The sequence below is a fragment of the Mycobacterium kansasii ATCC 12478 genome, assembly GCF_000157895.3.
In the GTDB taxonomy this organism is placed as follows: Bacteria; Actinomycetota; Actinomycetes; order Mycobacteriales; family Mycobacteriaceae; genus Mycobacterium; species Mycobacterium kansasii.
Genome location: NC_022663.1, coordinates 3503779 through 3529901 on the forward strand (window position 1 = coordinate 3503779; position 26123 = coordinate 3529901).

Genomic DNA, 26123 nt, shown 5'->3' on the forward strand with positions numbered 1-26123 from the left:
GGCCGACGGCGGCTGGGTTAGTCTGAGGCTCCGTCCGGTCACCCGGTAAGGAAGTGGTTGCATGGACCTCGACGCCGCGGTCAGCACGGTAGCCCTCGTATCGGTAACTACCAGGGGCTTCTCCTTATCGCCGGTATCGCCGGAATCGCCGGTATCGCCGGTATCGGTGGGTGACCCACCTCATCAGGCGGGCGCGGACTAACCGCCAAACCCGGGGTTGTGGCCGTGTCGACCCGGAGCGCCGATGGTCACGGCCTGCTGCCCGGCACGCCGGGCCATGTTGGCCGCGGCGACGTATCGGGGCGCGGGATCCCTTCGGACTCTGACGCAACCTCTTTCGCGCTGACGCTGGCTCTGCTGACCTCGACTGCGTTCCTGCTTTTCGCGCAGATCTTCATGGTTGCCCCGATCCTGCCGGCGCTGGCCCGCGACTTCGGCAGCACCGAGGGCATGGTCGGCCTCGGGGTGCCGGCGTTCTTGGTGCCCTACGGGTGGACGGTCCTGGTGTGGGGCACGGTATCGGACCGGTGGGGACGCCGTCGCGTCATCCTCATGTCGCTGTGCGCCTTCGTGGTCCTGACCATAGTCACCCCGCTGGCAACCGATGTCGGGCAATTCATCGCGCTTCGATTCGTGACCGGGGTTGCCGCCGGCGGCGTGGTGCCGATCAGCGTCGCACTGATCGGTGACCTGGTGCCGTACCGGCGCCGAGGCCGGGTGCTGGGATGGGTCTTCGGTGGAGCAGCCGGTGGCATGGCCTTCGGCGCGGCCGGTGGCGCGCTGGGTGAACCTCTGGTCGGCTGGCACGGATTGTTCGGTGTGGTGGCGGTCGGCGGACTGGTGCTGCTGGTGCTGGGGCTGTGGTTGGTTCCCGACACCGCCGCGGCGCCGCACCCGTCGTCGGTCCGCCAGGTCGCGGCCGGATTCGCGGAGCTGCTAAGCACCTCCCGCGGTCGCCGGACCTACGGCTACGTGCTGGTCAACGCGGTGTTGCACGCCGGGGTCTACACCTGGCTGGGGGTCTATCTGCATGACCACGTTCAGCTCGACGAGGAACAGATCGGGCTGGTTCTGCTCGGGTACGGCATCCCGGGCCTGGTGCTCGGCCCCGCCATCGGCCGATTGGCCGATCGCTACGGGCGGGCGCGCGTCATCCCGCTCGGGTTGGCCCTGACCGCCGCCTGCGCCGCGGTGTTCGCCAGCGAGCCGTCGTTGCTATTCCTCCAAGCCGCCGTCGTCTCGCTGTCGCTCGGGTACGACATGACCCAACCGGCCCTGGTCGTCATCGTCACGGACCTTTCCGGCCAGCGTGGGCAGGCGATCGGGCTCAACTCGTGCGTCCTGTGGGTTGGCATGGGGATTGGCAGCCTCGTCTTCCAGGCCATCCTGCTGCCACTCGGCTTCTCCGGCGCCTTTGCCTGGTTTGCGGGTTTGTCGCTGCTCGCCGGGGCGGTCGCGATACCGCTGTTTCGTGCCGAACGCCCTCCGGGCGGTAGCAGAGTGTCACCCGCTGCCCCGGTGTAGCGCAGATCGGACCGGATCTTTCCTATTCCTGCCGTAACCGCATGACTAGGATCGCCAATATCACCGATGTGCGACCACGTGATGTGGCTGAGCACTCCGGGTCACTTCCCGTGAAGCCCGGAAAGCCCCGGATCGGAAACCGGATAGGACCCGGACAGAAAGGACAACGATGACCACCGAATCGGTTGCACCGAAAGCTCAGGAACTCAAGGCGGCCCAACCCGCAGCTGCTGAAGCCGCTGAAACCGCCGCCACGTCCGCTGAAGCCAGAGCATCGAAGCCGACCCATGTCGCCGAAACAGTCGCCGAAACCGTGGCGCGGCTGCGTAAGACGTTCGCCACCGGACGCACTCGCAGTGTCGAGTGGCGCAGGAACCAATTGCTGCAGTTGCAGCGGTTGATGGAGGAGAACGAGGACGCGATCACCGATGCGCTTGCCGAGGACCTGGACCGCAACCCGGTCGAGGCGTATATCGCCGATATCGCGGTTACGGTCAGCGAAGCCAAGTACGCGGCCAAAAAGGTGCGCAAGTGGATGCGCCGCAAGTACCTGCTCCTCGAGGCGCCGCAGCTACCCGGCCGGGGCTGGGTGGAGTACGAACCCTACGGCACCGTGCTGATCATCGGCGCCTGGAATTACCCGTTCTATCTGACTCTGGGCCCGGCGGTCGGCGCGATCGCCGCCGGCAACACGGTCATCCTCAAACCCTCGGAGATCGCCGCGGCGTCGTCGCGCCTGATCGCCGAGCTGGTGCCCCGCTACCTCGACCGCGACGCGATCGCCGTGGTCGAAGGCGACGGCACGGTAAGTCAGGCGCTGATCGCGCAGGGCCTGGACCGGGTGATGTTCACCGGTGGCACCGAGATCGGCCGCAAGGTCTACGAAGGCGCGGCGCCCCATCTGACCCCGGTCACGCTGGAACTCGGCGGCAAGAGCCCGGTGATCGTCGCCGCCGACGCGGACATCGACGTGGCCGCCAAGCGCATCGCCTGGATCAAGCTACTCAACGGTGGCCAGACCTGCGTCGCCCCTGACTACGTGCTGGCCGACGCGACGATCCGCGACGAACTCGTCACCAAGATCGGGGCCGCCATCGGCAGGTTCCGCTCCCAGGACAACCCGGCGGGCTTGCGGATTGTCAACCAGCGCCAGTTTGACCGGTTGAGCGGTTACCTCGCCGCTGTCGAAAACCAGGGCGAAGCCGACGGCAAGGCCAAGGTCGCGGTGGGCGGCAGGTGCGACACGTCGAGCCTGCGCATCCAGCCGACCGTCGTCGTCGACCCCGATCCGGCCGGCCCGTTGATGTCCAACGAGATCTTCGGCCCGATCCTCCCGGTGCTCACGGTCAATTCTTTGGACGAGGCGATCAAGTTCGTCAACTCACGGCCCAAGCCGTTGTCGGCGTACCTGTTCACCAAGTCACGGGAAATCCGCGAACGGGTGATCAAGGAGGTGCCGGCCGGCGGCATGCTGGTCAACCACCTGGCCTTCCAGGTGTCGACGGCCAAGCTGCCGTTCGGCGGCGTGGGCGCCTCCGGAATGGGTGCCTACCACGGTAAATGGGGCTTCGACGAGTTCAGCCACCGCAAATCGGTGCTGACCAAGCCGACCCGCCCCGACTTCTCGAAGATCATCTACCCGCCCTACACCGAGCGCGCCTTCAAGCTGGCGCGCAAGCTGTTCTAGCCTGACGCAGACGCCCGCACGACCCGGTCGGCTGCCGGGCCGACCCTGACCGTGCCAACCCCCGCACCTATAGAGAGGAACCTGATGCCCGGAGTGCAGGATCGCGTCGTCGTCGTTACCGGAGCCGGCGGGGGATTGGGCCGTGAATACGCCCTGACCCTTGCCAAGGAAGGGGCCAGCGTGGTCGTCAACGACCTCGGCGGCGCCCGTGACGGCACCGGTGCCGGGTCGGCGATGGCCGACCAGGTTGTCGCCGAGATCAAGGACGCCGGCGGCCGCGCGGTGGCCAACTATGACAGCGTTGCCGAACCCGAGGGGGCGGCCAACATCGTCAAGACCGCGATCGAGGAGTTCGGGGCGGTGCACGGCGTGGTCAGCAACGCCGGGATCCTGCGCGACGGCACCTTCCACAAGATGTCGTTCGAGAACTGGGACGCCGTGCTCAAGGTGCACCTCTATGGCGGCTACAACGTGATCCGCGCGGCCTGGCCACACTTCCGCGAGCAGAGTTACGGCCGCGTCGTCGTCGCCACCTCCACCAGCGGGCTGTTCGGCAACTTCGGCCAGACCAACTACGGTGCTGCCAAGCTCGGTCTGGTCGGCATGATCAACACGCTGGCGCTGGAGGGCGCCAAGTACAACATTCACGCCAACGCGGTCGCCCCGATCGCGGCCACCCGGATGACCCAGGACATCCTGCCGCCCGAGGTGTTCGAGAAGCTCACGCCGGACTTCGTCGCGCCGGTGGTGGCCTACCTGTGCACCGAAGAATGCGCGGACAACGCGTCGGTGTTCATCGTCGGCGGCGGCAAGGTACAGCGGGCCGCGTTGTTCCAGAACGCCGGGGTCACCTTCGACACCCCGCCTTCGGTGCAGGATGTGGCGGCACACTGGGCCGAGATCACCGACCTGTCCGGCGCGCAAAAAGCCGGATTCAAGCTGTAGTTTGCATGAAAGCCTGTGTCGTACAAGAGCTTTCCGGCCCATCCGGCATAGTCTATACCGATATCGACGATATTCCCGATGACGGCGACAAGATCGTCGTCGACGTTCGCGCTGCCGGCGTGTGCTTTCCGGACCTGCTGCTGAGCAAGGGTGAGTACCAGCTGAAGTTGCCGCCGCCGTTCGTGCCCGGCCTGGAAACCGCTGGCGTGGTGCGCTATGCGCCGCCCGGCTCGGGTTTCCATGTGGGCGAACGGGTCTCGGCATTCGGGGTGCTCGGCTGCTACGCCGAAAAGGTGGCCGTTCCGGTTTCCAACGTGGTGCGCAGCCCAGCCGAACTCGACGACGCCGAAGCCGTGTCGTTGTTGGTCAACTACAACACCATGTACTTCGCGCTGGCCCGGCGTGCCGCGATGCGGCCGGGCAACACGGTGCTGGTGCTCGGTGCCGCCGGCGGGGTGGGCACGGCCGCCGTCCAGCTTGCCAAGGCGATGGGCGCACGCCAGGTGATCGCCGTGGTGCACCGCGAGGGGGCGGTTGACTACGTCGGCGCGCTCGGCGCCGACGTGGTGCTGCGATTGACGGACGGCTGGGTTGCACAGGTGCACAAGCACACTCACGGCCGCGGTGTGGACATCGTCGTCGACCCCATCGGCGGCCCGAGCTTCGACGACGCCATCCGGGTGCTGGCCATCGACGGCAAGTTACTAGTCATCGGCTTTGCCGCGGGCAGCATCCCGACGCTCACCGTCAACCGGCTGCTGCTCCGCAACGTCGGTGTGCTCGGCGTCGCGTGGGGCGAGTACCTCAACAAGGTCCCCGGTTCGGCGGCGTTGTTCTCCTGGGGTTTGAACTATCTGGTCGCTCTGGGGTTGAGACCGCCTCCGCCGCAACGCTATCCGCTGTCCGAGGCCCAGGCCGCGTTACAGAGCCTGGCCGACGGAGGTGTGCTCGGCAAGGTGGTCCTCGAGCCTTAGCCCGGCTCGATCTGACCGCCGAGCATCGAGACGACGGCATTGCCGATGACGATGAGCTCGAAAACCCGGCACCGAATGTCAGCAGTCCCATGTTGGCCGCAATCGGACGGCCGATCGCATTGACCAGACTTGCCGGGTCACCGTGGGCCGCTTGCGATTTGGCCGGAAAATCGGCCGCGCGGAACGCTCCCCTTGCCCGCCGGGGCCACGGGGAACGCGCCGCGGCCCCGCAGGATGCTCGGCCCCGATGTCGCGGACGGTCAGTTCGCCCGGGTCGCCCAGCTCAGAACAGCTGCGCCGCAGCGGTTTTGGTTACCGTGACGACGGCTAGGCCGCACCGGTGAGGTCGCCGATAACCGATTCGACTCCGTTCAGCAAGACGATGGTCTGGAAGCCGCCCGCGAGGGTCAGCAGGGCCACATCTGCAGCGACCGGATAGCCGAATGCGTTGACTAAGCCGGCCGGGTCACCGTTGGCCAGCTCTTGGATCCCGTCCAGGAAGAGGTTGACGTTATACGACGGAACCTTGGTAGCCAGGGTGTTGACGATGTCCGCAGTCGGTAGCGCCATCGCGTAGGTGTCGGCGGCAGCGCTGCTGATGGCGTTGGTGATGTGGGTGTTGGCCGCCTTGAGGGTATCGATGATGCCGTCGATGGGTGAACCGGTGGGCGCAGGCAGAGTCGGTAACGCCCACGCCGTCGGCGAGCCGCCGGTCAGCGCGGCGGCCGGCAGTGAGAAGTCAGGCAGCGACGTCGGCAGCATGGCGCCGATATCGCCGGCGAAGGCGTTCACCCCCTGCTGGGCTGCGCCGACCATATCGCCGGCAAAGGTCACCGGGTCGATCGACGGGAACAGCCCGAATCGGGTGGGCACATCCGCATATCCGGTCGAATAGCCGAAGTGGGGATCGCCGTAGCCGAGGTTGACCAGATATGTCAGGTTCGGTTCGACCAGGTCCGCCAGCGGGTCGCCGATCACCGGCAGCGCCCGTAGCGGCTCCAGTAGCGGCAGCCCGGGGTAGGTGATCATGTAGTAGTGCTCGAGGCCGTTGTTGGCGGGCGACACCGGCAACTCCACCAGGTTGTAGCCGGGAGGGAGGTTGTTCGGATCCAGATACGAGTAGTCGGTGTGCACGAACTGGATGCCCATGAATGCGTTGAGGTCCGCGAGGAAGTTGATCGGGTAACGCGGGAAGTCGGCGAATCCGTCGTATTGAAGTGTGTACTGGCTGAGCTGGTAACCCGAATTCGACGGCGTCGCCCCGTAGAACTCCAGGCCCATCGCCGGCATGGACAGCCCGGGGAAGCGCGACAGCAGGCCGCCGTTGGGGGCCATCGGGTTACCCAGCAGCGTGAAGCTGAGGTTGGCCGTGTTCGGGCTCCCCTGCAGAATGAGTTGGCGCATCTCCATCGAGGAGAGGATCGCGCTCTGCGAATAGCCCAACACCGCGACGTTGCCTCCGGCTGTGATCATCCCTTGCGGCCCGAAGAGCGCGTCGTGGAGGATCTGCACACCGGTGGTCACTGACTGGGTGAGCGGCAAGTCCTTGATCTGGGTGAGCGGATACAGGCCTTCGGGGGTGTTGAGGGGGATCAACTGGCTGGGCGTGCCCGAAATATAGGGCACAACGGCCTGCATGTACGCCAGTGATGGAATCGGTGTGCCGCTGCCGGTCATGATCAACGCGTCGAACGGCGACGCGAGCGCCGCCGGCGCCGGCGCCGCGACCCCAGCCGGGGCTGCAGCGGCTCCGCCTCCGCCTAGCAACGACGCGATGGGCGAGGTCACCGCTCGAAGCGCCCCGGACACCATGGCCGCGTTGGCCGCCTCCGCCTCTGTGTAGGCCGTCGCGGCGGTGGCCAGGGCCTGGGCGAATGTGTCATGGAACACCGCGGCCTGCTTGATGACCGCCTGGTATTCCTGTGCGTATGCGCCGAACAGCGTCGCAGCCGCTGCCGACACCTCGTCGGCGGCGGCCGCCGCCAGACCGGTGGTAGGGCCGGCGGCGGCGGCATTGGCTGCGGCGATCGCCGAGCGAATTCCCTCGATGTTCGCGGCGGCGTCGGCCATCAATTGCGGTTGCGCGATCATGCTGGTCATTCGATCAATTTCCTTCAAACCCAGGGTGTTTCGTTGTGATAGCGCCGATGAGGCGAAACCGATGGCCCGGGCGGCACCGCCCATCGGGAGGTCTGGCATCTGTCAGCCTAGATCGGTCCGTTGGAACATATTGCGAGTTTGGCTATCTCAGCCGAACTCAGCCGAACTCAGCCGAACTCAGCCGAACTCAGCCGAACCCGGCGTCACACGGGTGCTCGACGGCCGACTGGCGCCGCCGTCAGGCGATCAGGGACCCGATCTCGCGGACGGTCGCAATGGGGGCTTCGACGCCGGGTCACGTTAGAAGTCGGTGACCACGACGCCCAGCAGGACCAGCCCTTCGAGCCCGCCGGCAAGCGCAAGCAATCCCACGTCGGCGGCGATCGGATAACCGATGGCATTGATCAGCCCGACCGGGTCGCCGTTGACCGCTTGTTCGATGCCGTCCAGGAAGAGGTTGAGGTTATAAGACGGGACCTCGGTCAGGCCGGCGTTGAGGATGTCTGCGGTCGGAAGCAGCGACTCGTAAGCGCTGGACAGCCCACCGGAAATGGTGTTGCTGAGATAAGTGTTCGCGGCCTGCAGGTCGGTGATCAAGCCGTCGATCGACGTCGGCGGAGCCAGTATCTCGGGCGGCGGCAACGCGATCGACGTAAGCAGATCCACCAGGCGCGATGAACCCAGGCTGGGCACGGTGGGCGGTCCTTGCGGTCCTTGGCCGAGGATATCGTTGACCGCGGCGTTGAAGCCCTGCTGCGTTCCGGTGACCAATTCTCCGGCGACGACCGCCGGGTCGACTTCAGGGAAGAGCCCGAACGGCGTGGGCACATTCGCCGGCGCGGTCGAATAGCCGTAGCGGGGGTCGCCGTAGCCCAAATTGACGATGGTCGTCAAATTCGGTTCGACCAGATCGGCGAGGGGGTTACCCAGCACCGGAATGAATCTCAGCGGCGTCAACAGCGGTAAATGGTGAGTGCGGATGATGTAGTACGAGGTATTTCCGTTGTATGTCGGCTCCGTGGGTAACTTGATCAAATCGCCCGGGGGCAGCGTCTGCGGATTGATCTCCGGAGTATCGGTATGGACGAAGGCGATGCCCGCGATGGCATTCAAGTCCGACACGATATTGAGCGGATAGCGCGGGAAGTCGGCGAAGCCGTCGTATTCGTGGGTGTAAATCGAGGTCGGGTAGATGGTGTCGGCCGGCGTCGCTCCGAAGAACTCCACACCCAGGCTCGGCAGGCTGAGGCCGGCGAAGCGCGACAGGAGGCCGCCGTTGGGATTCATCGGGTTGGCCAGCAGGACGAAGCCGAGCCTGTCGGCGGGCGGAGCGGTGCCCGGCGGCATGGCCGCCAGATTGCGCATCTCCAACGAGGCGATGATCGCGCTCTGTGAATAGCCGCCGACGACGACGCTGTTTCCCAGGGTGTTGACCTCGCTGAGGATCGCATTGTGCAGGATCTGGACGCCCTGGCTCACCGAAGTGGTGAGCGGCAAGCTCTTTTCGCCGGTGAGCGGATACAACTGCTCCGGGGTGAACAGCGCCTGCGCATTGGTCGCCCCGAATTGCGGACTGATATAGTTGAGCAGATCGTTCACGTAATCGATTCCGGGCGTTGGGTTTCCGCTGCCTCCCATGATCAGGGAAACGGTCGGTCCCGTCAGTGGCGACGCCGTGATGGAAGCCGAAACCGTTGCCGCATTGGTGGCTTCGCTTTGCGCGTATACCAAACCCGCGGCCGCCAGCGTTCGAGCGAACTCGGCCTGAAACGCCTTCAGCAGATTGACGATGGCCTGGTACTCCCGGCCGTACGCACCGAACAGATTCGCGATGGCCGCCGACACCTCATCAGCTGCCGCCGCCGCCAGGCTTGACGTCGGACCGGCTGCCGCGGCACTGGCCGAGCCCACCGCTACGCCAATGCGTTCAAGATCCGCCGCGGCCGTCGCCATCATCTGCGGGTCGGCGAGTACGTACGGCATCGGCGCATCCTCCTTAACGACCAATCTCAGGCGCTCAGTGCCAACCGTCCGCCGCTTTAGTGCCCAGGTATTTCATCGCGTCTAGCCGCAATCCAGCTAGAAGTTCAGGCTCTGTAATTGCTGAATAATTGCCGCCACCGTTCTCACGATCGCGATGAATTCGATCATTGCGCCCAGCGCGGCCAAGCCCGCGGTGGCGGCCAGCGGCAATTCGATCGCGGCGATGAAGTTTCCGTGTAGCAGCTGATTCAGGAACAGGCTGAGGTCGTAAGCCGGAAGAATAGTGGCAAAAGCCAGACCCAGATCCGCCGTGGGCAGCAGAAGTGAGTAGCTGTCCGACACAACGGCCGCAAAAGTGCTGGCGATATTGGCGGGTGTCGCGGGCACCGGTCCCGGACTCGGCGGCAGGATTTGCTGGATGTACGGTGGGAACCCGATCACCGGCAATTCCGGGGGATTGAGCGCAGCCGGCAGAGCTGCCGCGAAATCGTTGATGCCTTGATGGGTTCCCGCAACCAGGGCATCGACGATGACGCCGGGCGGGACGTCGGGGAAGAGCCCGAACGGGGTGGGCACATTCGCGGGGCTCGTCGAATATCCGAATCTCGGGTCGCCATAGCCCAGGTTGACCAACACCCGCAGGTCCGGCTCGATGAGCGCGGCCAACGGCGGTCCGATGACCGGGATTGCCCGCACCGGATCCAGCAGGGGCAGGTGCGCGGTTGGAATGATGAAGTACTGATTCGACGTCACGCCCTCGGTGGGCAGGAGTATGGCGTTCGCTACCTGTTGCGGGGTGAGGTACTGATACTGGGTGTGCACGGTGATTATCCCGAAAACCGCGTTGATGTCGGACAAGACATTGAGCGGATACCGCGGGAAGTCGGCGAAGCCGTCGTATTCGAGCGTGTAGGTAGTCGTCGGATAGGGGTTGTCCGCAGTCGCCCCGTAGAACGGCAGGCCGAGGGTCGAAATGTTCAGCCCGGGTATGCGTGAGAGGATGCCGCCGTTGGGATTCATTTCGTTACCGATGAATATAAAGCTGAGCTGACTCGGGTCCGGCTTATTGGGGCCCAGGGAAAGAAGCTGTTGTATTTCCAGGGACGAGATGACGGCACTTTGAGAATAGCCGAAAACGGTGACGTGGTTTCCGGCGTGGATCTGCTCCCAAATTGCCGCGTCAAGGATCTGCAGCCCTGTTTGCACCGAGTTTTGGAAGGGCAGGGATTTGACGCCGGTGATGGGATAAAGCTCCTCAATGGTGTTCAACGGGTTCACGACCATGCCGGGCGGCAGGAATAGATTCGTGATGGCGGCGACGTACTGGATCGAGGGTATCGGCGATCCGGTGCCGCTCATGACAATCGCGGTGTTCTGGCCGAAAGCCGGCGGTACCACCGGGGGGGAGGTTGGCGTAAAGAGCCCGGTGGTGGCGCCTTTCACCAGGGTGGCGGCGCTGATGGCCTCATCACCGAAGTAGGCGTTCGCGGCCGCTGCCAAGTTTTGAGTGAATTGGTTATATAGCGCCCCGAGTTGTGCGTTGATCGCTTGGTATTCCTGCCCGAACGCGCCAAAGAGTTGCGCGATGGCGGCCGACACCTCGTCTGCAGCAGCCGTGGCGATCGTGGTCGTCGGACCTGCCACGGACGCAGCGGCCTCGCTGATCGCCGTGCCGATCCCTGCTAACTCGGTTGCGGCCGCGGCCATGGCCGGCGGCTGGGTGAGAACATACGACAAGACGCCATCCTCCTGGCGACGGGGGTGCACATGTCGGGTACTCGTTGAGCGTAAGGCGATTCCGCGATCGTGTCTGGCCTTTGGGCCGACCTCAAAGATTGGAGTTCAGCCCAACAACCCGTCCCGCAGTCGGCCGACATCGGCCGGCGTGATACCCGCGTTGCGCAGGTAGGCATCCACCGATCCCCAGGTCTCATCGATGGTCTGCCACGATGCCGCCAGGTACTCCGGACGCACGCCGAGCACCCCGTCGGACAGCCGGGCTTCGGTGAATGTCACCACCTCCGGCGTCAGTTCGGCCTCGGAGCGCTGTTGGATCATTTCCGCGATTTGTTCCCGCAACCGCGGCACCGCGTCATTGCTGCGCAGGAAGTCGGTCAGGATGGCCTCCCGGTCGACACCAACGGCTTCCAGCACGGTGGCAACGACGAAGCCCGTCCGGTCTTTGCCGGCAAAGCAATGCGTGAGCACCGCCCGCCCGCCGGCCAGCAAGGTGACGACGCGGTGCAGCGCGCGTTGCGCACCGGTACGCGTGGGGAATTGGCGATATTCGTCGGTCATGTAACGGACGGCGGCCTGGTCGATTGATTCGCCGTCCGGACTGCTGGTCATTAGCCGCCGAAACGCGTGCTCGTGCGGCGCATCGGCGTCGGTCCCGGCGTCGTCGTCGGCCAGGTCGGGGAACGGCAGGAGGTGGATGTCGACGCCGGCAGGCACTCGTCCCGGACCACGCCGGACGACCTCCCGCGACGAGCGCAGATCGGCGACATCGGTAATGGCCAGCCGGCGCAGCGTTTCGCGGCCGGCGTCGTCGAGGCGGCTGAGCTCGCTGGAGCGAAACAGCCGCCCCGGTCTCAGCGCGGTGCTGTCGGCAACGTCACGAAAGTTCCATGCGCCCGGCAGTTCCAGGTCAGCCATGTCGGGTGACCGCGGAGGCGAACGCGGATTTCTCCCGCCCCAGCTCGGCGCGCGCGATGGACCGCAGGTGTACCTCGTCGGGTCCGTCGAAGATCCGCATCGCACGATGCCAGCTGTAGAGTCTGGCCAGCGGGGTGTCGTCGCTGACCCCGGCGGCGCCGTGCACCTGGATCGCGCGGTCGATGACGTCACACGCGACTTGCGGTGCCACCGCCTTGATCATCGCGACCAGGTGGCGAGCCTCCTTGTTGCCGTGCTGGTCGATGGTCCACGCCGCTTTCTCGCACAGCAGCCTTGCTTGGTCGATTTCGTTGCGGGACTTGGCAATTGCCTGCTGGACCACCCCCTGCTCGGCCAGCGGGCGGCCGAACGCCACCCGGTTGCGCGCCCGGTCCACCATCAGCGCCAGCGCGCGTTCGGCTCCGCCCAGTGCGCGCATGCAGTGGTGGATGCGGCCCGGTCCCAGCCGGGCCTGGGCGATCGCGAAGCCGGAGCCTTCTTCGCCGAGCAGATTGGTGGCCGGCACCCGGACGTTGTCGTAGCTCACCTCGCAGTGGCCGTGCTGGTCCTGCCAGCCGAACACTGGGGTGGAACGGATGATCGTCACCCCGGGGGTGTCCATCGGCACCAGGATCATCGACTGTTGTTGGTGGGCGGCCGCGTCGGGGTTGGTGCGGCCCATCACGATCAGGATCTTGCAGCGCGGGTCGGAAGCTCCCGATGTCCACCATTTGCGGCCATTGATGACGTAGTCGCCGCCGTCTCGAGAGATGGTGGTTTCGATGTTGCGGGCGTCGCTGCTGGCGACCGCGGGCTCGGTCATGGAGAACGCGCTGCGGATCTCGCCGTCCAGCAACGGCTTCAGCCACTGCCGGCGCTGCTCGTCGGTGCCGAACATGTGCAGGATTTCCATGTTGCCGGTATCGGGCGCCGCGCAGTTCAATGCCTCGGGCGCGATCTCCAGGCTCCACCCGGTCAGCTCGGCCAGCGGCGCATACTCCAGGTTGGTCAAGCCCGACTCTGCCGGCAGGAACAGGTTCCATAGGCCGCGTTCTTTGGCCTTGATCTTGAGTTCCTCGATGATCGGCGGCACGGTGTGGTCGTCCGGGCCGGCTTCGTGGCGATATCTCTCGTAGTCGGACTCGGCCGGGAAGACGTGCTCCGTCATGAAGTCGGACAACCGCTGGTGGTAGTCGACGGCCTTGGCCGACATCGCGAAGTCCATTCCGTCACCATAAGACACGGGATTCGCTGGCTGATGGCAGGGCAGTCGCGCCCAAGCTGCACGCAGTGTCGATGGCGAGTTAGGGTGACCTTGCTTAAGTTATGCCATAGATACTGTTGCAAGCAGCACTAAAAGGCGGACGCGGTGAATGCACTAGTCGATTTCGCTCGGTTGCCGCCCGAAATCACCTCGGCCCGATTGCGCTCCGGTGCGGGTGCGGCGCCGCTGCGGGCCGCTGCGCTGGCCTGGAAGGGGCTGGCTCACGAGCTAAGTAGTCACGCGCTGGCCTTCGGCTCCACTGTCTCCGCGCTGGTCGACGACGAATGGCGCGGTCCGGCGTCGGTGTCAATGGCAGCTGCGGCCGAGCCCTATCGGAAGTGGATTAGCGCTACCGCAGACCACGCTCGGCAGACCGCCGTGCAGGCTGACGCCGCCGCGGCTGCTTACGACGACGTGCTCACCCAAACGGTGCCGCCGTCGATAATCAGGACCAACCGTGCCCGTCGGATTGCACTGTCGGTCACCAACCTGTTCGGTCAGCACACCCCGGCCATCGCCGTCCTCGAGGCGCAATATGCCGACATGTGGGCTCAAAACGCCACCGCGATGTATAGCTATGCCGCCTTATCGGCCGAAGCCGCCACACTCACCCCGTTCATGTGGTTGCGACCCATCACCAACCCGAGCGGCTCGACGCTGCGGTCCGCTATGGTTGCCGAAGCCGCCGGCAAAGCCGGCGCTGAGCACGCCATGCTCGCGCGCCTGACTTCCGCGTTGCCGGCTGCGCTGCGGGAATTCTCATCACCGGCGGCCCACGCTCGGTTTCCCGCACGCCGATCGCGGATTGACGACCTGTTGAGCGGGTCTGGGTGGCTCAAAAGGTTCTGGAACAACTGGGGCCCCGATGCCAATATCTGGAACACGATATTTTCTTCCGGGTTCTATATGCCGAGCAACACACTCGCGCCTTTTCTCGGCTTCCTCGGTGGTGCGGCCGCCGCTGATCACGCTGCTGATGCGGGCGCCAGCGGGGCTGCGGGCGTCCTCGCCGGGCCCTCCGAGAACCCGGCGCGCTTGCGGGCCTGGGGCGCTAACGCCGACATGGTGTCGGCTGCTTTGGGCAGAGCGGCCGCAATCGGGCCGCTCTCGGTTCCGCCGACCTGGACCGCGGTCGGCCCGACCACCGGCCGGCTGGCCGCCATGTCGGTCGCTACCCCGATGACCACGCCGCCGGTCGAGTCCGGTCTACCGGAGATGCCCTTAGGCGGGGTGTTGAGCGGCAACGGCCAGGGGCCGGGTCGTTCGCTGCCGCAATACGGATTCCGGCCCACGGTGGTGGCCCGTCCGCCCGCTGGTGGCTAGCGCACTGACGCAAACAGGCCGGCGACCGCGGCCGACACCTCGTCGGCGCCGCTGCTGCCGCAGTCGCCGCGCGAAGTGGGGAACCTATGTGCGCCAAATCCGTTGCCGCCCGGGACACGACATCGGGGATCACAACGACATGCGGCATTGGACCGACTCCCGGCAGCGCCACGAAACGTCTCCGGAGCGCACCGCAGGACCGCGTTGTCCGCGGTCTGCGGGCCTTGGGCAAAGTACCCGCGCGCAAGCGCAGCAGGGCGACGATGGCGACGATGTAGTGCATGACCGACAGCCGCCCCCCGTTTCCGCCGTTCACCGTCGAAACGGCAACCCAGAAGGTCCAGGCCGCAGAGGACGCCTGGAACACTCGCGACCCGCACCACGTCAGCCTGGCCTACACCGTCGACTCGCAATGGCGAAACCGCGACGAGCACATCGTGGGCAGGGACCAGATCGTGGCCTTTCTGACCCGCAAGTGGCAGCGCGAGCTCGACTACACGCTGCGCAAGAGCTTGTGGGACTTCCACGACAACCGCATCGCGGTGCGGTTCCAGTACGAGTGCCGCGACCACACCGGTCAGTGGTATCGCAGCTACGGCAACGAGCTGTGGGAATTCACCCCGTCGGGGCTGATGGCGCGCCGCGAGGCAAGCATCAACGACGTGCGAATCGCCGAATCCGAGCGGCGCTGGTTCGGTCCGCGACCGGCCTCCGAGCACATTCAGGACATCCCGCTCTGGTGAGGCCCGCCGCCGCTCCACACAACCTCACTTTGTGTCGCCACAACAGCCCGGCGGCTACCGGATTGGCATCGAGCGGCGAACCATCAACCAGTGTGCTGAGGGTTGCCGGCACCTCGACGTGAACGGTCACAAATCGGTGGTGAACCCGGCACGCGTTATGGTAGCCAGGCGCGCGGCCTAGCCGGCGGCATATCCATCGCGCAGGAACGTACTAGAACGTACTAGAACGTACTAGAAAGTATGAGGAAAGTAGATGTACGCGCCATGACAGATGCGCAGACCCACACCATCAGGGTCGGGGTGGTGGCCGAGTCACGGCCCGACGAACGGCGCGTTGCGCTGGTACCCAAAGCGGTCGCCGCGCTGGTGAACAGCGGTGTCGCTGTCGTGGTCGAGTCCGGTGCCGGTCAGCGGGCGCTGCTACCCGACGAGCTCTACACCGACGCGGGCGCCACCGTCGGAGACGCGTGGGCTGCCGACGTCGTCGTCAAGGTCGCGCCGCCGACCACCGAGGAGGTCGGCCGGCTGCACAGCGGGCAAACCCTGATCGGTTTCCTGGCCCCGCGCAACGCCGACAACTCGATCGGTGCGCTCAAGCAAGCCGGCGTGGAGGCCTTCGCTCTCGAAGCCATTCCGCGCATCTCCCGGGCCCAGGTCATGGATGCGCTGTCGTCGCAGGCCAACGTCGCCGGCTACAAGGCGGTGCTGCTTGCCGCATCGGAGTCGACCCGGTTCTTCCCGATGCTGACCACCGCGGCGGGAACGGTGAAGCCGGCCACGGTGCTGGTGCTGGGTGTAGGCGTGGCAGGCTTGCAGGCCCTGGCGACCGCCAAGCGGTTGGGGGCACGCACCACCGGCTACGACGTGCGTCCAGAAGTCGCCGACCAGGTGCGCTCGGTGGGTGCGCAGTGGCTCGACGTCGGAGTCACGGCCTCGGGCGAGGGCGGATACGCCCGCGAGCTGACCGACGAGGAACGTGCCCAGCAACAGAAGGCTCTGGAAGTGGCGATCAGCGGCTTCGACGTGGTCATCACCACCGCGCTGGTCCCGGGCCGGCCGGCGCCGCGGCTCGTGACCGCTGCCGCCGTGGAAGCTATGAAGCCCGGCAGCGTGGTGGTGGACCTGGCCGGCGAGACCGGCGGCAACTGCGAATTGACCGAACCGGGCAAGACGGTGGTCAAGCACGGCGTCACCATCGCCTCGCCGCTGAATCTGCCGGCGACCATGCCCGAGCACGCCAGTGAGCTTTACAGCAAGAACATCACGGCCCTGCTCGAGCTCCTGGTCAAGGACGGCAAGCTGGCCCCCGACTTCGACGACGAGGTCATCGCGGAATCGTGTGTGACCCGCACCCAGGACGGAAAGGCCTCCTAGCGATGTACGACCAACTGTTGGAGAACCTGGCGATCCTGGTGCTGTCCGGGTTCGTCGGATTCGCGGTGATTTCCAAAGTGCCCAATACATTGCACACCCCGCTGATGTCGGGAACCAACGCGATCCACGGGATCGTGGTGCTCGGGGCGCTGGTGGTGTTCGGGCGGGTCGAGAACCCGTCGATCGCGGTGCAGATCATCCTGTTCGTCGCGGTGGTGTTCGGCACGTTGAACGTCATCGGCGGCTTCATCGTCACCGACCGGATGCTCGGCATGTTCAAGGGCAAGAAGCCGCAGGCCGCAACGAAAGCCGCAAAGAAAGAGGAGCCGGCAGCCAAATGACGTACTTGGTGATCGGTCTCTATATCGTCTCGTTCTCGCTGTTCATCTACGGCCTGATGGGCCTGACCGGACCCAAGACGGCGGTGCGCGGGAACCTGATCGCCGCGGTCGGTATGACGATCGCCGTGGCGGCCACCCTGGTGATGATCCGGCACACCAGCCAGTGGCCGCTGATCATCGCGGGCCTCGTGGTGGGCGTCGTGCTCGGTGTGCCGCCGGCGCGGCTGACCAAGATGACCGCCATGCCGCAGCTGGTGGCGTTCTTCAACGGCGTCGGCGGTGGGACGGTCGCCCTGATCGCGCTCTCGGAATTCATCCAGACCAGCGGGTTTTCCGCGTTCCGCCACGGCGAGTCGCCCACCGTGCACATCGTGGTGGCCTCGCTGTTCGCCGCCATCATCGGATCGATCTCGTTCTGGGGATCGATCATCGCGTTCGGCAAGCTGCAGGAGATCATCTCCGGCCGCCCGATCGGTCTTGGCAAGGCGCAGCAGCCGGTCAACTTGCTGCTGCTGGCCGGGGCTGTCGCGGCCGCGGTGGTGATCGGGCTGGGCGCACATCCGGGCAGCGGCGGAGCGTCGCTGTGGTGGATGATCGGTCTGCTGGCCGCAGCCGGTGTGCTGGGCTTGATGGTGGTGCTACCGATCGGTGGTGCCGACATGCCGGTGGTCATCTCGATGCTCAACGCCATGACCGGGCTGTCCGCCGCGGCGGCCGGATTGGCGCTGAACAACACCGCGATGATCGTGGCCGGCATGATCGTCGGCGCATCCGGCTCCATCCTGACCAACCTGATGGCCAAGGCGATGAACCGCTCGATCCCGGCCATCGTCGCGGGCGGTTTCGGGGGCGGCGGCGTGGCCCCCAGCGGCGACGGGGGCGGCGACAAGCACGTCAAGGCCACGTCGGCGGCCGACGCTGCGATTCAGATGGCCTACGCCAACCAGGTCATCGTGGTGCCGGGCTATGGGCTGGCCGTGGCGCAGGCACAGCATGCCGTCAAGGACATGGCGTCGTTGCTCGAGGACAAGGGTGTGACGGTCAAATACGCCATCCACCCGGTGGCCGGTCGCATGCCCGGGCACATGAATGTGCTGCTGGCCGAGGCCGAAGTCGACTACGACGCGATGAAGGACATGGACGACATCAACGACGAGTTCGCCCGCACCGACGTCGCGATCGTCATCGGCGCCAACGACGTCACCAATCCGGCGGCCCGCAACGAAACATCCAGTCCGATCTATGGCATGCCGATCCTCAACGTCGACAAGGCCAAGTCGGTGATCGTGCTCAAGCGATCGATGAACTCGGGTTTCGCCGGCATCGACAACCCGCTGTTCTACGCCGAGGGCACCACGATGCTGTTCGGGGACGCAAAGAAATCGGTGTCCGAGGTCACCGAGGAGCTCAAGGCCCTATAGCCGGGTACCCGGTTGGCTGATGCCGGCGCGCGGCTGCCTTAAATGACAGGCGGAATCAATCGCGCTATGGACCCAAGTGCGCCACTCAGTAACGACAGCTCTGTCACACTCGATTGGCCGAAGTTGAAGACCAGGCCGGGATTCGCCGACGGGACATAGGGGTAAGTGTCAGGCAGCGAGGACTGCGGTAACACCCCGATGTCTACTAGCGCGGCTTGGGGGCCTTGCACTGCCCCAGTCGCCAGGTGGGAGATCACTGTGAACGGGTTGACGGGGGCGAACAGGCTGGCGGGGGTGGGCACATCCGCGTAGCCGTAGCCGTAACCCAAATCGACCAACACCCGTAGGTCCGGCTGGATCAGGTTGGCGAGTGGAGGCCCGATAAAGGGAATGTCGCGAAGGGGTTGCAGCAACGGGAGGTCCTGGGTCAAAAACATGTAGTAATGGGTATTGCCGGTGTAGCCCGGGGAGGTCGGCAATGGCACGGCATTCGCAACGTCGGCGGCCGTGACGGGATACGCGTTGTGGACCAATCTGATGCCCATAAAGGCGTTGATGTCGGACAAGATATTGAGCGGGTATTGCGGGTTGTGGGCATAACCGTCGTATTGGCCGGTGTAGATGTAGGTCTGGTAAGGAGAATTCGGTGGCGTCGCACCGTCGAACGACACATCCATGAACGGGATGTAAAGGCCGGTGTAACGCTCCAGAATGCCGCCGTTGGGATTGTTGATATTGCCGATCATCATGAAAGCCAGCCGGCTGGGGTCTGGCTGTTGGCCGGGTGGTAGGGCCATCAGCGCGCGTATCTCATTGGTGGCTACCGCGGCGCTTTGCGAGTAGCCAAAAACGACGACGTCATGCCCATTTTGTAGTTCCGTGTTGATTCCGTTGTTCAGCAATGTGACGCCCTGGGCGATGGACTGGTCGAGTGACAGGTGCCCGATAAACGGCCACCACTGCTCGGGCGTGTACTGGGCGACCGGATTGTTGGGCCCGAAGATGGGCTGGATGTACGCGCTGTCAAGGGCCGCCAAGACAGGCGCGGGAAAGGTCGGATACCCGGTGCCGCCCATGATCAACGCCGTGACCGGGTTGCCGGACAGCATCACGGTCGAAGTCGGCGTGGTAACGGCGCCGCCAGGCCCGGTGTTGCCCAGTCCCAGCAGGGCTTGGACCGGCGCGCCGAGCGTGTCAAGTGCCCCCGCCATGGCCGCGGTGTTGGCGGCCTCGGCCTGCGCGTACGCGGCCCCAGCAGCGGCCAGGGCCTGGGTGAATTCGCTGTGGAAGGCCTCGGCCTGGTTCAGGACCGCCTGACAATCGTGGGCGTATGCGCGAAACAGCGCTGCGGCCGCCGCCGACACCTCATCGCCGGCCGCCGCGAGCACATGGGCCGTTGGACCCGCAGCGGCGGTGCCGGCCGCGCTGACCGCCGAACCGATCCCATCCACGCCGGCGGCCGCCGCGGCCAGCATCTCCGGGACCGCGATCACACTGGGCATCTCGTCTCCTGTCCGACACCGAGGCCATTACCCGTCAATCGGGACCGACCTTCCCAAGCGCGGCCAGCCCAAGAGAGGTTGCCCAGAGCCTAAAAGAGTCCTGCAGGGGACGTCCGGCATTTTGGCCAATCCAGCTTCCGCGGGCCCAAATATAGCGATCGCGGCCGGTTGGGGATCACCAATCGCCACAAACGGCAGGTCGCCAACACAGGGCTAGCCAGCCGCGACCGAGCCGCGATGGAGCTTGTCGGTTTCGTTGGTGGCGCCGGTGGCGCTGGATATCTAAACGGGCGGGTAGGCCGGCGGCGGATAGCCGTTGCCGTCCTCGACCCCGCGGATGCCCCAAGTCAGGTAGTTGAAAAAGAACTCGATTTCGTCGCTCACGTCGTAGTCAGGACTTGGATCCATTACTGCACCTCTCGACTCGCTATCGACTCGCGACTTGGTCCCCCAGGAGTCTAGTCGGATCCGCGTCGGTGCGACAGGCGGTGCCGGCCCTGCCTAAACTGTCCAACCAGTTGATTGGTCAAGCCTTGATTCGGGGCGCCGAGCCCCGCGGGCAGCGAGATAGCGAGAACCGATGCCACAAATGCCGTCCGAGAACGGGCTTTCGCGCCGTGAGGAGTTGCTCGCCGTTGCCACGAAGCTGTTTGCTGCCCGCGGTTATCACGGCACCCGGATGGATGACGTCGCCGACGTGATCGGGCTGAACAAGGCGACGGTGTACCACTACTACGCCAGTAAGGCGCTGATCCTGTTCGACATCTATCGTCAAGCCGCCGAGGGCACGCTGGCCGCCGTGCACGACGACCCGTCCTGGACGGCGCGCGAAGCGCTCTACCAGTACACCGTGCGGCTGCTCACCGGCATTGCGCGCAATCCGGAACGGGCCGCGGTGTACTTCCAGGAGCAGCCCTACATCACCGAATGGTTCACCAGCGAACAGGTGGCGGAGGTTCGCGAGAAGGAAGCCCAGGTCTACGAGCACGTCCACGGCCTCATCGACCGCGGGATCGCCAGCGGCGAGTTCTACGAATGCGACTCCCATGTGGTGGCGCTGGGCTACATCGGGATGACGCTGGGCAGCTACCGCTGGCTGCGGCCGAGCGGCCGCCGCACCGCCAAGGAGATCGCGGCCGAATTCAGCACCGCGCTGCTGCGCGGACTGATTCGCGACGAGTCGATCCGCAGGAATTCTCCGCTGGGGCCCTAGCCTAGCGGCGATACCGTCGGTCGTTAGGGATTCACCGGCGGGATCAGGTGCAGTATCGACCCGAGCGTGCAGCTCAGCACCGACAGGCCCGTCACGCTGGGCTGGCCGAAGCTCACCGACAGGCCCGGATTCAGCGACGGAACGTACGGATAGGTGTCCGGAAGGTAGGACGACGGCAACAGCCCGATGTCCACCAGCGCCGCTTGCGGTCCTTGCACCGCGCCCTTGGCCAGATTGAAGCCGACACTGAACGGGTCGATCAGCTGGACCAGCCGGGCAGGTGTGGGAACGTTGGCATAGTCGGCGCCGACGCCGATGTTGCCGTAGCCCAGGTCGACCAGCACCCGCAGGTCGGGCTGGATCAAGTCGGCAAGCGGTGGACCCAGATACGGGATGTCGCGAATCGGCTGCACCAGCGGCAGGTTCTGGGTCAACAACATGTAGTACTGGGTGTTGCCGGTATAGCCCGGAGACGTCGGCAACGGTAAAGCACCTCCGACTTGGGCGGCCGTCAGATGTTGGTACGTGTCGTGCAGATAGAAGTAGCCCATGACGGCGTTGACGTCCGAGAGGACGTGCAGCGGGTATTGCGGCGCGTTGGCGACACCCTCGTACTGGATTGTGTACATGGAGGTCGGGTAGGGGCTGTTCGGCGGCGTCGCGCCGGTAAACGGCACGTCCAGGAACGGGATGTAGAAACCCGGGAACCGCGCGAGGATACCCCCGTCAGGGTTGTTGGGATTGCTGGCCAGCACGAACGACAGCTGGCCGGTGTACGGCGCACCGGCGGCCATAAGGGCGTTGATTTCGTTGGTGGCGATCGCGGCGCTCTGCGAATAGCCGAAGACGACGACACTGTTACCGAGAGTGTTGATCTGATGGTCGATCTCACTGTTCAGCAGTGTGACCCCCTGAGCGACGGACTGGCCGAACGTCAGGGTGCCGGTAATCGGCCAGAACTGCTCGGGCGTGAACAGGCCTTGCGGCACAGCTCCCGGGAAGCGGGGCTGGATGTAGGCGTTGTTGATGGCCGTCACATAGGCGGGATCGGGCAGGGGATTGTCGGTACCGCCCATGATCAGCGCCGTCAGCGGGTCCACGGCAGCCAGCTTCATCATCGAAGCCAATGCACCGGAGGATCCGGTGCCCGCCGGCGTCGACCCCAACAGCGTGCGGATCGGCGCGTTGACAGCGCCGAGTCCGTTCGAGGCCCTGGACAGCAAGGCTGCACCGGCCGCCTCGGCTTCCGCGTACGCACTGGCCGCCGCGGCCAGCGCCGCGGTGAAATCCGCATGAAATGCTGCCGCCTGCTCCATGACGGCCTGATACTCGAGCCCGTACGCGCTGAATAGCCTGGCAATGGCCGTCGACACCTCGTCGCCGGCGGCGGCGAGCACTCCCGAGACCGGTGCTGCCGCAGCCGCATTGGCCATGCTGATCGCCGATCGGATGCCCGCTACGTCCGTGGCCGCGGTCGCCACCATCTCGGGGGCGGTCAGCACGTGCGACATCGCCTGTCTGTCCTGTCTTCCCAACGGGCCTGCCCTGGCCGGCGCCAGCAGGAGTTCTCGGCTTACACCTGAGCTGCGCTACTGGAGCAACGGAAGGATTAGCGGAATCAACGGAAGTGCCAATGGCGTCAGCAGAGGGTTGTGGTGGATAGGCGGAATCATGTCCAGCAGCGGCCCGACGGCGCGAGTAAGCACAGATATGTCCGTCACGGTTGGCTGGCCCACGTAGAAATTCACGTCGGTGTCCAAGTCCGGAAGGTATGGGTATTCGTTCGGCAGTGCGGATTGCGGCAATACGCCTAGTTCCACGAGTGAGGCTTGGACACCCTTGACGGTGCCATCGACCAGCTCTCGGCCGACGACGAAGGGGTCGGGGATGGAAAACAGGCTGGCTGGGGTCACCACATTCGCGTAGTCCTGGCCGTTTCCCCAATCGGAGTAGCCCAAATCGACCAGCACCCGCAGATCGGGCTGGATGAGCTCGGCGAGCGGCTCACCCACAAAGGGGATGGCGCGAAGCGGGTCGAGCAACGGCAGATCTTTGGTCATGAACATGTAGTACTGGGTGTTGCCGTTATACCCCGGAGACGTCGGCAACGGTACCGCGTCGTTAACGTCGAGATTTGGGTACAACTCGTGTCGCCCGGTGCTCATTAGCGCGTTGAGGTCGGCCAACAAATTGAGCGGGTAGCGCGGGAAGTCGCTGGCCGGGTCGTATTGGGTGGCGTAAATGGTGGTCGGGTAGGGAGAATCCGGCGGGGTCGCTTCGGTGAACGTTATGTCCAACCAGGGGATGGTAATGCCTGGAAATCGGGTGAAGAAGCCCCCGTTGGGCGTTGCGGGATTACCGGCGAGCACGAACGACAGCTGGCTGGGGTCGGGCCGCATGCCAGGGGGCAGGGCCATCAGTTGGGTAATCACGTTGGTGGAAACCACAGCGCTTTGCGAGAACCCGAAATTGACGACGGTATTTCCCGCGCCGATCTGAGAATAGATCGCATTAGTCAGATCCGTCATGCCTTGGGCGACGGACTCGTTGAGCGTCAGGTTGCCCTGGAATATGGTGAGCGGCCACAGCTGTGCGGGGTAACTCACGCCCGTCGGGTTTGCGCCGGGGAAGAAGGGCTTGATGTAGGAACTGTTGATCAGTGAAACGTAGAGGGGGAAGGGCTCCGGGTCGAACGTTCCGCCCATGACCAGCGCCACCGCCGAGGCGGCGGGTGCCGCGGCAGCCATCACTGTCGGCGCGGTGGTGGCGTTGCCGACCGCCGGCGCAAGCAGGCTCTGGACCTGCGCGTTGAGTCCGCCGAGAGCGTTGGCCACCGCGGCGGCATTGGCGGCCTCGGCTTGCGCGTAGGTGGTTGCCGCACCGGCCAGCGTCTGGACGAACTCGTCGTGAAACGCGGTGGCTTGGGTGAGGGCCGCCTGAAGCTGCTGGCCGTATGTGCCGAAGAGTTTGGCGATGGCCGCCGATACCTCGTCGGCAGCGGCCGCCAGTACATTGGTCGTCGATCCCGCTGCGGCCGCACCGGCCGCGCTGATTGACGAACCAATTTTCACCGCACTTGTAGCCGCCGACACCATCATTTCGGGCGCAGCGATTAAGTGCGTCATTGCACGTCCTCCCCTGACGATCCGGTGTCTTCCAGGGGGCCAAGCAAGCTTTCCTGCACTGGAAAACAGGGGTTTCAACTGATCAGCAGGTTTGCGATTTTAGCAAGGCGCAAGCCTCGGCATGGGCGGAATCAACCGCAGCGCGAAACCCTGTGGGCGCCACCCGACGAACCGCTGGGTCACTTAGGCTGGCCAGTTGAGCAAGGGATGCCAGGAGCCAAACCGATGGAACCTAGGGGTAGGTTTCAGGCAGGGCTGCGGTTACGTTCCGGCATCTGCCGCTGCGGCCTTCCTTAGGTGGATGTGATGACTCCCGCGGTTATCCTGTGCGGGATCGGGACTCAAAACTGGTCAGTAAATAGGTGGAATCAAATCCAGCAGGGGCCCGACGGCGCGGGTGAACAGAGATATCGTCGTATCAGTCGGCTGGCCCAGGAAGAAATTCAGGTTCGTGTCGAGTGATGGAAGATATGGATAGGCATTCGGCAGTGCGGACTGCGGCAACAGTCCAATGTCCACCAGCGCGGCCTGAGTTCCCTCCACGGCGCCTCTGGCCAGGTCGGTGCCGACGACGAGAGGGTCGGGTATTCCGAACAGGCTGGCTGGGGTGGCAATGTTGGCATAGTCCTGGCCGGATCCCCAGTCGGTGTAACCCAAGTCGACCAGCACCCGCAGATCCGGCTGAATGAGGTCGGCGAGCGGGCGACCTATAAACGGGATGGCGCGAAGCGGTTCAAGCAACGGCAAGTTTCGCGTCATAAACATGTAGTACTGGGTGTTGCCGTTATAGCCGGGAGATGTCGGCAACGCTACCGCATCATTGGGATCGAGGTTTGGATACAAATCGTGTTGGCCGGTGCTCATGATCGCATTGAGGTCCGCCAGGAAGTTGAGAGGGAACTGCGGGAAGTCGCTGGTTGGGTCGTATTGGGTCGCAAAAATCTTGGTCGGGTAGGGGGAATTCGGCGGGGTGTCCGGAGTGAATGTTAAGTCCAAGACGGGGATGTGGAAACCCGGGAAGCGGGTAAAGATGCCCCCGTTCGGGGTGGCGGGATTACCGGCCAGCACGAATGAAAGTTGGCTGGGATCGGGACGCTGGCCAGGGGGTAGGTTCATGAGCGCATACATTTCATTTGTGGCAACTACGGAGCTTTGCGAGAAACCGAAATCAATGACGTTGTGGCTCGCGTTCAACTGCGAAGTGATCGCGTTGTTGAGATCAACAACGCCTTGGGCGATGGACTCGTTGATCGTCAAGTTCCCGAGATTCAATGTGAGCGGCCAGAACTGCGCGGGGTAGGTCAAGCCCGCCGCGTTTGCGCCAGGAAAGAGGAATTGGATGTAGGCACCATTGATGGTCGTCACGTAGACGGGGAACGGCTGAGGGTCAAACGTTCCGCCCATGATGAGCGCCACTGTCGAGCCAAGGGGTAGCGGAGCCGACGGAGTCGGTGTCGTGGCACCGTTGACGGGCGGCGGTGCCAGCAAATTCTCGATCGGAGCGAGAAGTGCGTTGAAGGCATTGGACACCGCGCACGTGTTGGCGGCCTCGGCTTGCGCGTAGGTGGTTGCCGCACCAGCCAGCGCTTGGACGAACTCGTCGTGAAATGCGGCGGCTTGGGTGAGGGCCGCCTGAAGCTCCTGGCCGTATGTGCCGAAGAGTTTGGCGATGGCCGCCGATACCTCGTCGGCAGCGGCCGCCAGCACATTGGTCGTCGACCCCGCTGCGGCCGCGCCGGCCGCGCTGATTGCCGAACCAATCTTCACCGCATTCGTAGCCGCCGACACCATCATTTCGGGCGCAGCGATTAAGTGCGTCATTGCGCGTCCTCCCCTGACGATCCCGGCGTTCTCCAAGGGGTAACGAGCAGGCTTTCCTTACGCTGGAAAACGGCGGGTTTCACATGGTCAGCGAGAGTGTGATTTTAGCAACGCGCAAGCCCCGGCAT

At 64.8% G+C, this 26123-nt stretch carries 20 protein-coding genes and 1 pseudogene; 10 read left to right on the plus strand and 11 right to left on the minus strand.

The window, feature by feature from the left end:
- The first annotated feature begins 225 nt into the window (after nt 1-225).
- The 4 genes from MKAN_RS15310 to MKAN_RS15325 all read left to right on the plus strand — a co-directional run bounded on the left by MKAN_RS15310 (nt 226) and on the right by MKAN_RS15325 (nt 5130).
- Complete coding sequence (locus MKAN_RS15310; protein ID WP_225722903.1) at nt 226-1524, plus strand: MFS transporter; 1299 nt, start codon at nt 226-228, stop codon at nt 1522-1524.
- Nucleotides 1525-1693: 169 nt separating this feature from the next.
- A complete protein-coding gene (locus MKAN_RS15315; RefSeq protein WP_023369511.1) occupies nt 1694-3211 on the plus strand; it encodes an aldehyde dehydrogenase family protein in 1518 nt (505 codons plus the stop codon).
- 84 nt (nt 3212-3295) lie between these two features.
- Nucleotides 3296-4156: an SDR family NAD(P)-dependent oxidoreductase gene (locus MKAN_RS15320; RefSeq protein ID WP_023369513.1), complete on the plus strand. Its 861-nt coding sequence runs from the start codon at nt 3296-3298 to the stop codon at nt 4154-4156.
- Nucleotides 4157-4161: 5 nt separating this feature from the next.
- Nucleotides 4162-5130, plus strand: a complete 969-nt coding sequence (locus MKAN_RS15325; RefSeq protein ID WP_023369515.1) for an NADPH:quinone oxidoreductase family protein — start codon at nt 4162-4164, stop codon at nt 5128-5130.
- Nucleotides 5131-5457: 327 nt separating this feature from the next.
- Here the strand turns inward: MKAN_RS15325 and MKAN_RS15330 are convergent, their stop codons facing one another.
- The 5 genes from MKAN_RS15330 to MKAN_RS15350 form a co-directional block, all read right to left on the minus strand.
- On the minus strand, nt 5458-7230 hold the full coding sequence (locus MKAN_RS15330; RefSeq protein ID WP_036395061.1) for a PE-PPE domain-containing protein: 1773 nt from the start codon (nt 7228-7230) through the stop codon (nt 5458-5460).
- Between the two features lie 300 nt (nt 7231-7530).
- Nucleotides 7531-9213, minus strand: a complete 1683-nt coding sequence (locus tag MKAN_RS15335) for a PE family protein (RefSeq protein WP_023369519.1) — start codon at nt 9211-9213, stop codon at nt 7531-7533.
- A gap of 96 nt (nt 9214-9309) precedes the next feature.
- The gene (locus MKAN_RS15340) at nt 9310-10950 is read right to left on the minus strand and encodes a PE family protein (RefSeq protein ID WP_036394945.1); all 1641 of its coding nucleotides are present in this window, start codon (nt 10948-10950) and stop codon (nt 9310-9312) included.
- Nucleotides 10951-11055: 105 nt separating this feature from the next.
- Nucleotides 11056-11868: a tyrosine-protein phosphatase gene (locus MKAN_RS15345; protein ID WP_023369523.1), complete on the minus strand. Its 813-nt coding sequence runs from the start codon at nt 11866-11868 to the stop codon at nt 11056-11058.
- The gene (locus MKAN_RS15350; protein WP_099185037.1) at nt 11861-13081 is read right to left on the minus strand and encodes an acyl-CoA dehydrogenase; all 1221 of its coding nucleotides are present in this window, start codon (nt 13079-13081) and stop codon (nt 11861-11863) included. The genes MKAN_RS15345 and MKAN_RS15350 overlap by 8 nt, the downstream gene beginning before the upstream one ends.
- 156 nt (nt 13082-13237) lie before the next feature.
- On the opposite strand from MKAN_RS15350, the gene MKAN_RS15355 reads away from it, so the two are divergent.
- Nucleotides 13238-14455 (plus strand): PPE family protein, encoded by a 1218-nt coding sequence (locus MKAN_RS15355; protein WP_023369527.1) that lies wholly within the window; start codon nt 13238-13240, stop codon nt 14453-14455.
- Nucleotides 14456-14540: 85 nt separating this feature from the next.
- On the opposite strand, the pseudogene MKAN_RS33040 reads toward MKAN_RS15355, so the two are convergent.
- Nucleotides 14541-14738: pseudogene (locus MKAN_RS33040) on the minus strand (hypothetical protein); the annotation flags it as partial.
- Between MKAN_RS33040 and MKAN_RS15360 the strand changes: the two are divergent.
- From MKAN_RS15360 to MKAN_RS15375, 4 genes are all read left to right on the plus strand, one after another.
- On the plus strand, nt 14737-15198 hold the full coding sequence (locus MKAN_RS15360; protein WP_023369529.1) for a nuclear transport factor 2 family protein: 462 nt from the start codon (nt 14737-14739) through the stop codon (nt 15196-15198). The pseudogene MKAN_RS33040 and the gene MKAN_RS15360 sit on opposite strands and share 2 nt — an antisense overlap.
- A 264-nt stretch (nt 15199-15462) precedes the next feature.
- A complete protein-coding gene (locus MKAN_RS15365) occupies nt 15463-16572 on the plus strand; it encodes a Re/Si-specific NAD(P)(+) transhydrogenase subunit alpha (RefSeq protein ID WP_023369530.1) in 1110 nt (369 codons plus the stop codon).
- Nucleotides 16573-16574: 2 nt separating this feature from the next.
- A complete protein-coding gene (locus MKAN_RS15370; protein WP_023369532.1) occupies nt 16575-16913 on the plus strand; it encodes an NAD(P) transhydrogenase subunit alpha part 2 in 339 nt (112 codons plus the stop codon).
- Complete coding sequence (locus MKAN_RS15375; protein WP_023369535.1) at nt 16910-18334, plus strand: NAD(P)(+) transhydrogenase (Re/Si-specific) subunit beta; 1425 nt, start codon at nt 16910-16912, stop codon at nt 18332-18334. Before MKAN_RS15370 ends, MKAN_RS15375 begins: the two co-directional genes overlap by 4 nt.
- A gap of 38 nt (nt 18335-18372) precedes the next feature.
- On the opposite strand, the gene MKAN_RS15380 is transcribed toward MKAN_RS15375, so the two are convergent.
- Both MKAN_RS15380 and MKAN_RS30540 read right to left on the minus strand, forming a co-directional pair.
- Nucleotides 18373-19836 (minus strand): PE family protein, encoded by a 1464-nt coding sequence (locus MKAN_RS15380; RefSeq protein WP_023369537.1) that lies wholly within the window; start codon nt 19834-19836, stop codon nt 18373-18375.
- A gap of 282 nt (nt 19837-20118) precedes the next feature.
- A complete protein-coding gene (locus MKAN_RS30540; protein WP_023369539.1) occupies nt 20119-20244 on the minus strand; it encodes a hypothetical protein in 126 nt (41 codons plus the stop codon).
- Between the two features lie 172 nt (nt 20245-20416).
- On the opposite strand from MKAN_RS30540, the gene MKAN_RS15385 reads away from it, so the two are divergent.
- Complete coding sequence (locus tag MKAN_RS15385) at nt 20417-21049, plus strand: TetR/AcrR family transcriptional regulator (protein ID WP_371686004.1); 633 nt, start codon at nt 20417-20419, stop codon at nt 21047-21049.
- 23 nt (nt 21050-21072) lie between these two features.
- Here the strand turns inward: MKAN_RS15385 and MKAN_RS15390 are convergent, their stop codons facing one another.
- From MKAN_RS15390 to MKAN_RS15400, 3 genes are all read right to left on the minus strand, one after another.
- Entirely contained in the window at nt 21073-22560 is a 1488-nt protein-coding gene (locus tag MKAN_RS15390; RefSeq protein WP_023369542.1) for a PE family protein, read from the minus strand.
- Nucleotides 22561-22638: 78 nt separating this feature from the next.
- On the minus strand, nt 22639-24174 hold the full coding sequence (locus MKAN_RS15395) for a PE family protein (RefSeq protein ID WP_023369544.1): 1536 nt from the start codon (nt 24172-24174) through the stop codon (nt 22639-22641).
- A 351-nt stretch (nt 24175-24525) separates the two neighbouring features.
- Nucleotides 24526-25995 (minus strand): PE family protein, encoded by a 1470-nt coding sequence (locus tag MKAN_RS15400; RefSeq protein WP_023369547.1) that lies wholly within the window; start codon nt 25993-25995, stop codon nt 24526-24528.
- Nucleotides 25996-26123 lie beyond the last annotated feature (128 nt).

Bases quoted from the DNA above. Each gene is read 5' to 3' on its own strand.
- MKAN_RS15320 (WP_023369513.1), top strand. From the start codon at position 3,296: ATGCCCGGAGTGCAGGATCGCGTCGTCGTCGTTACCGGAGCCGGCGGG.
- MKAN_RS15345 (WP_023369523.1), bottom strand. From the start codon at position 11,868: ATGGCTGACCTGGAACTGCCGGGCGCATGGAACTTTCGTGACGTTGCC.
- MKAN_RS15365 (WP_023369530.1), top strand. From the start codon at position 15,463: ATGACAGATGCGCAGACCCACACCATCAGGGTCGGGGTGGTGGCCGAG.
- MKAN_RS30540 (WP_023369539.1), bottom strand. From the start codon at position 20,244: ATGGATCCAAGTCCTGACTACGACGTGAGCGACGAAATCGAGTTCTTT.
- MKAN_RS15380 (WP_023369537.1), bottom strand. From the start codon at position 19,836: ATGCCCAGTGTGATCGCGGTCCCGGAGATGCTGGCCGCGGCGGCCGCC.
- MKAN_RS15390 (WP_023369542.1), bottom strand. From the start codon at position 22,560: ATGTCGCACGTGCTGACCGCCCCCGAGATGGTGGCGACCGCGGCCACG.
- MKAN_RS15325 (WP_023369515.1), top strand. From the start codon at position 4,162: ATGAAAGCCTGTGTCGTACAAGAGCTTTCCGGCCCATCCGGCATAGTC.
- MKAN_RS15360 (WP_023369529.1), top strand. From the start codon at position 14,737: ATGACCGACAGCCGCCCCCCGTTTCCGCCGTTCACCGTCGAAACGGCA.
- MKAN_RS15400 (WP_023369547.1), bottom strand. From the start codon at position 25,995: ATGACGCACTTAATCGCTGCGCCCGAAATGATGGTGTCGGCGGCTACG.
- MKAN_RS15335 (WP_023369519.1), bottom strand. From the start codon at position 9,213: ATGCCGTACGTACTCGCCGACCCGCAGATGATGGCGACGGCCGCGGCG.
- MKAN_RS15350 (WP_099185037.1), bottom strand. From the start codon at position 13,081: ATGTCGGCCAAGGCCGTCGACTACCACCAGCGGTTGTCCGACTTCATG.
- MKAN_RS15315 (WP_023369511.1), top strand. From the start codon at position 1,694: ATGACCACCGAATCGGTTGCACCGAAAGCTCAGGAACTCAAGGCGGCC.
- MKAN_RS15395 (WP_023369544.1), bottom strand. From the start codon at position 24,174: ATGACGCACTTAATCGCTGCGCCCGAAATGATGGTGTCGGCGGCTACA.
- MKAN_RS15330 (WP_036395061.1), bottom strand. From the start codon at position 7,230: ATGACCAGCATGATCGCGCAACCGCAATTGATGGCCGACGCCGCCGCG.
- MKAN_RS15370 (WP_023369532.1), top strand. From the start codon at position 16,575: ATGTACGACCAACTGTTGGAGAACCTGGCGATCCTGGTGCTGTCCGGG.
- MKAN_RS15375 (WP_023369535.1), top strand. From the start codon at position 16,910: ATGACGTACTTGGTGATCGGTCTCTATATCGTCTCGTTCTCGCTGTTC.
- MKAN_RS15385 (WP_371686004.1), top strand. From the start codon at position 20,417: ATGCCACAAATGCCGTCCGAGAACGGGCTTTCGCGCCGTGAGGAGTTG.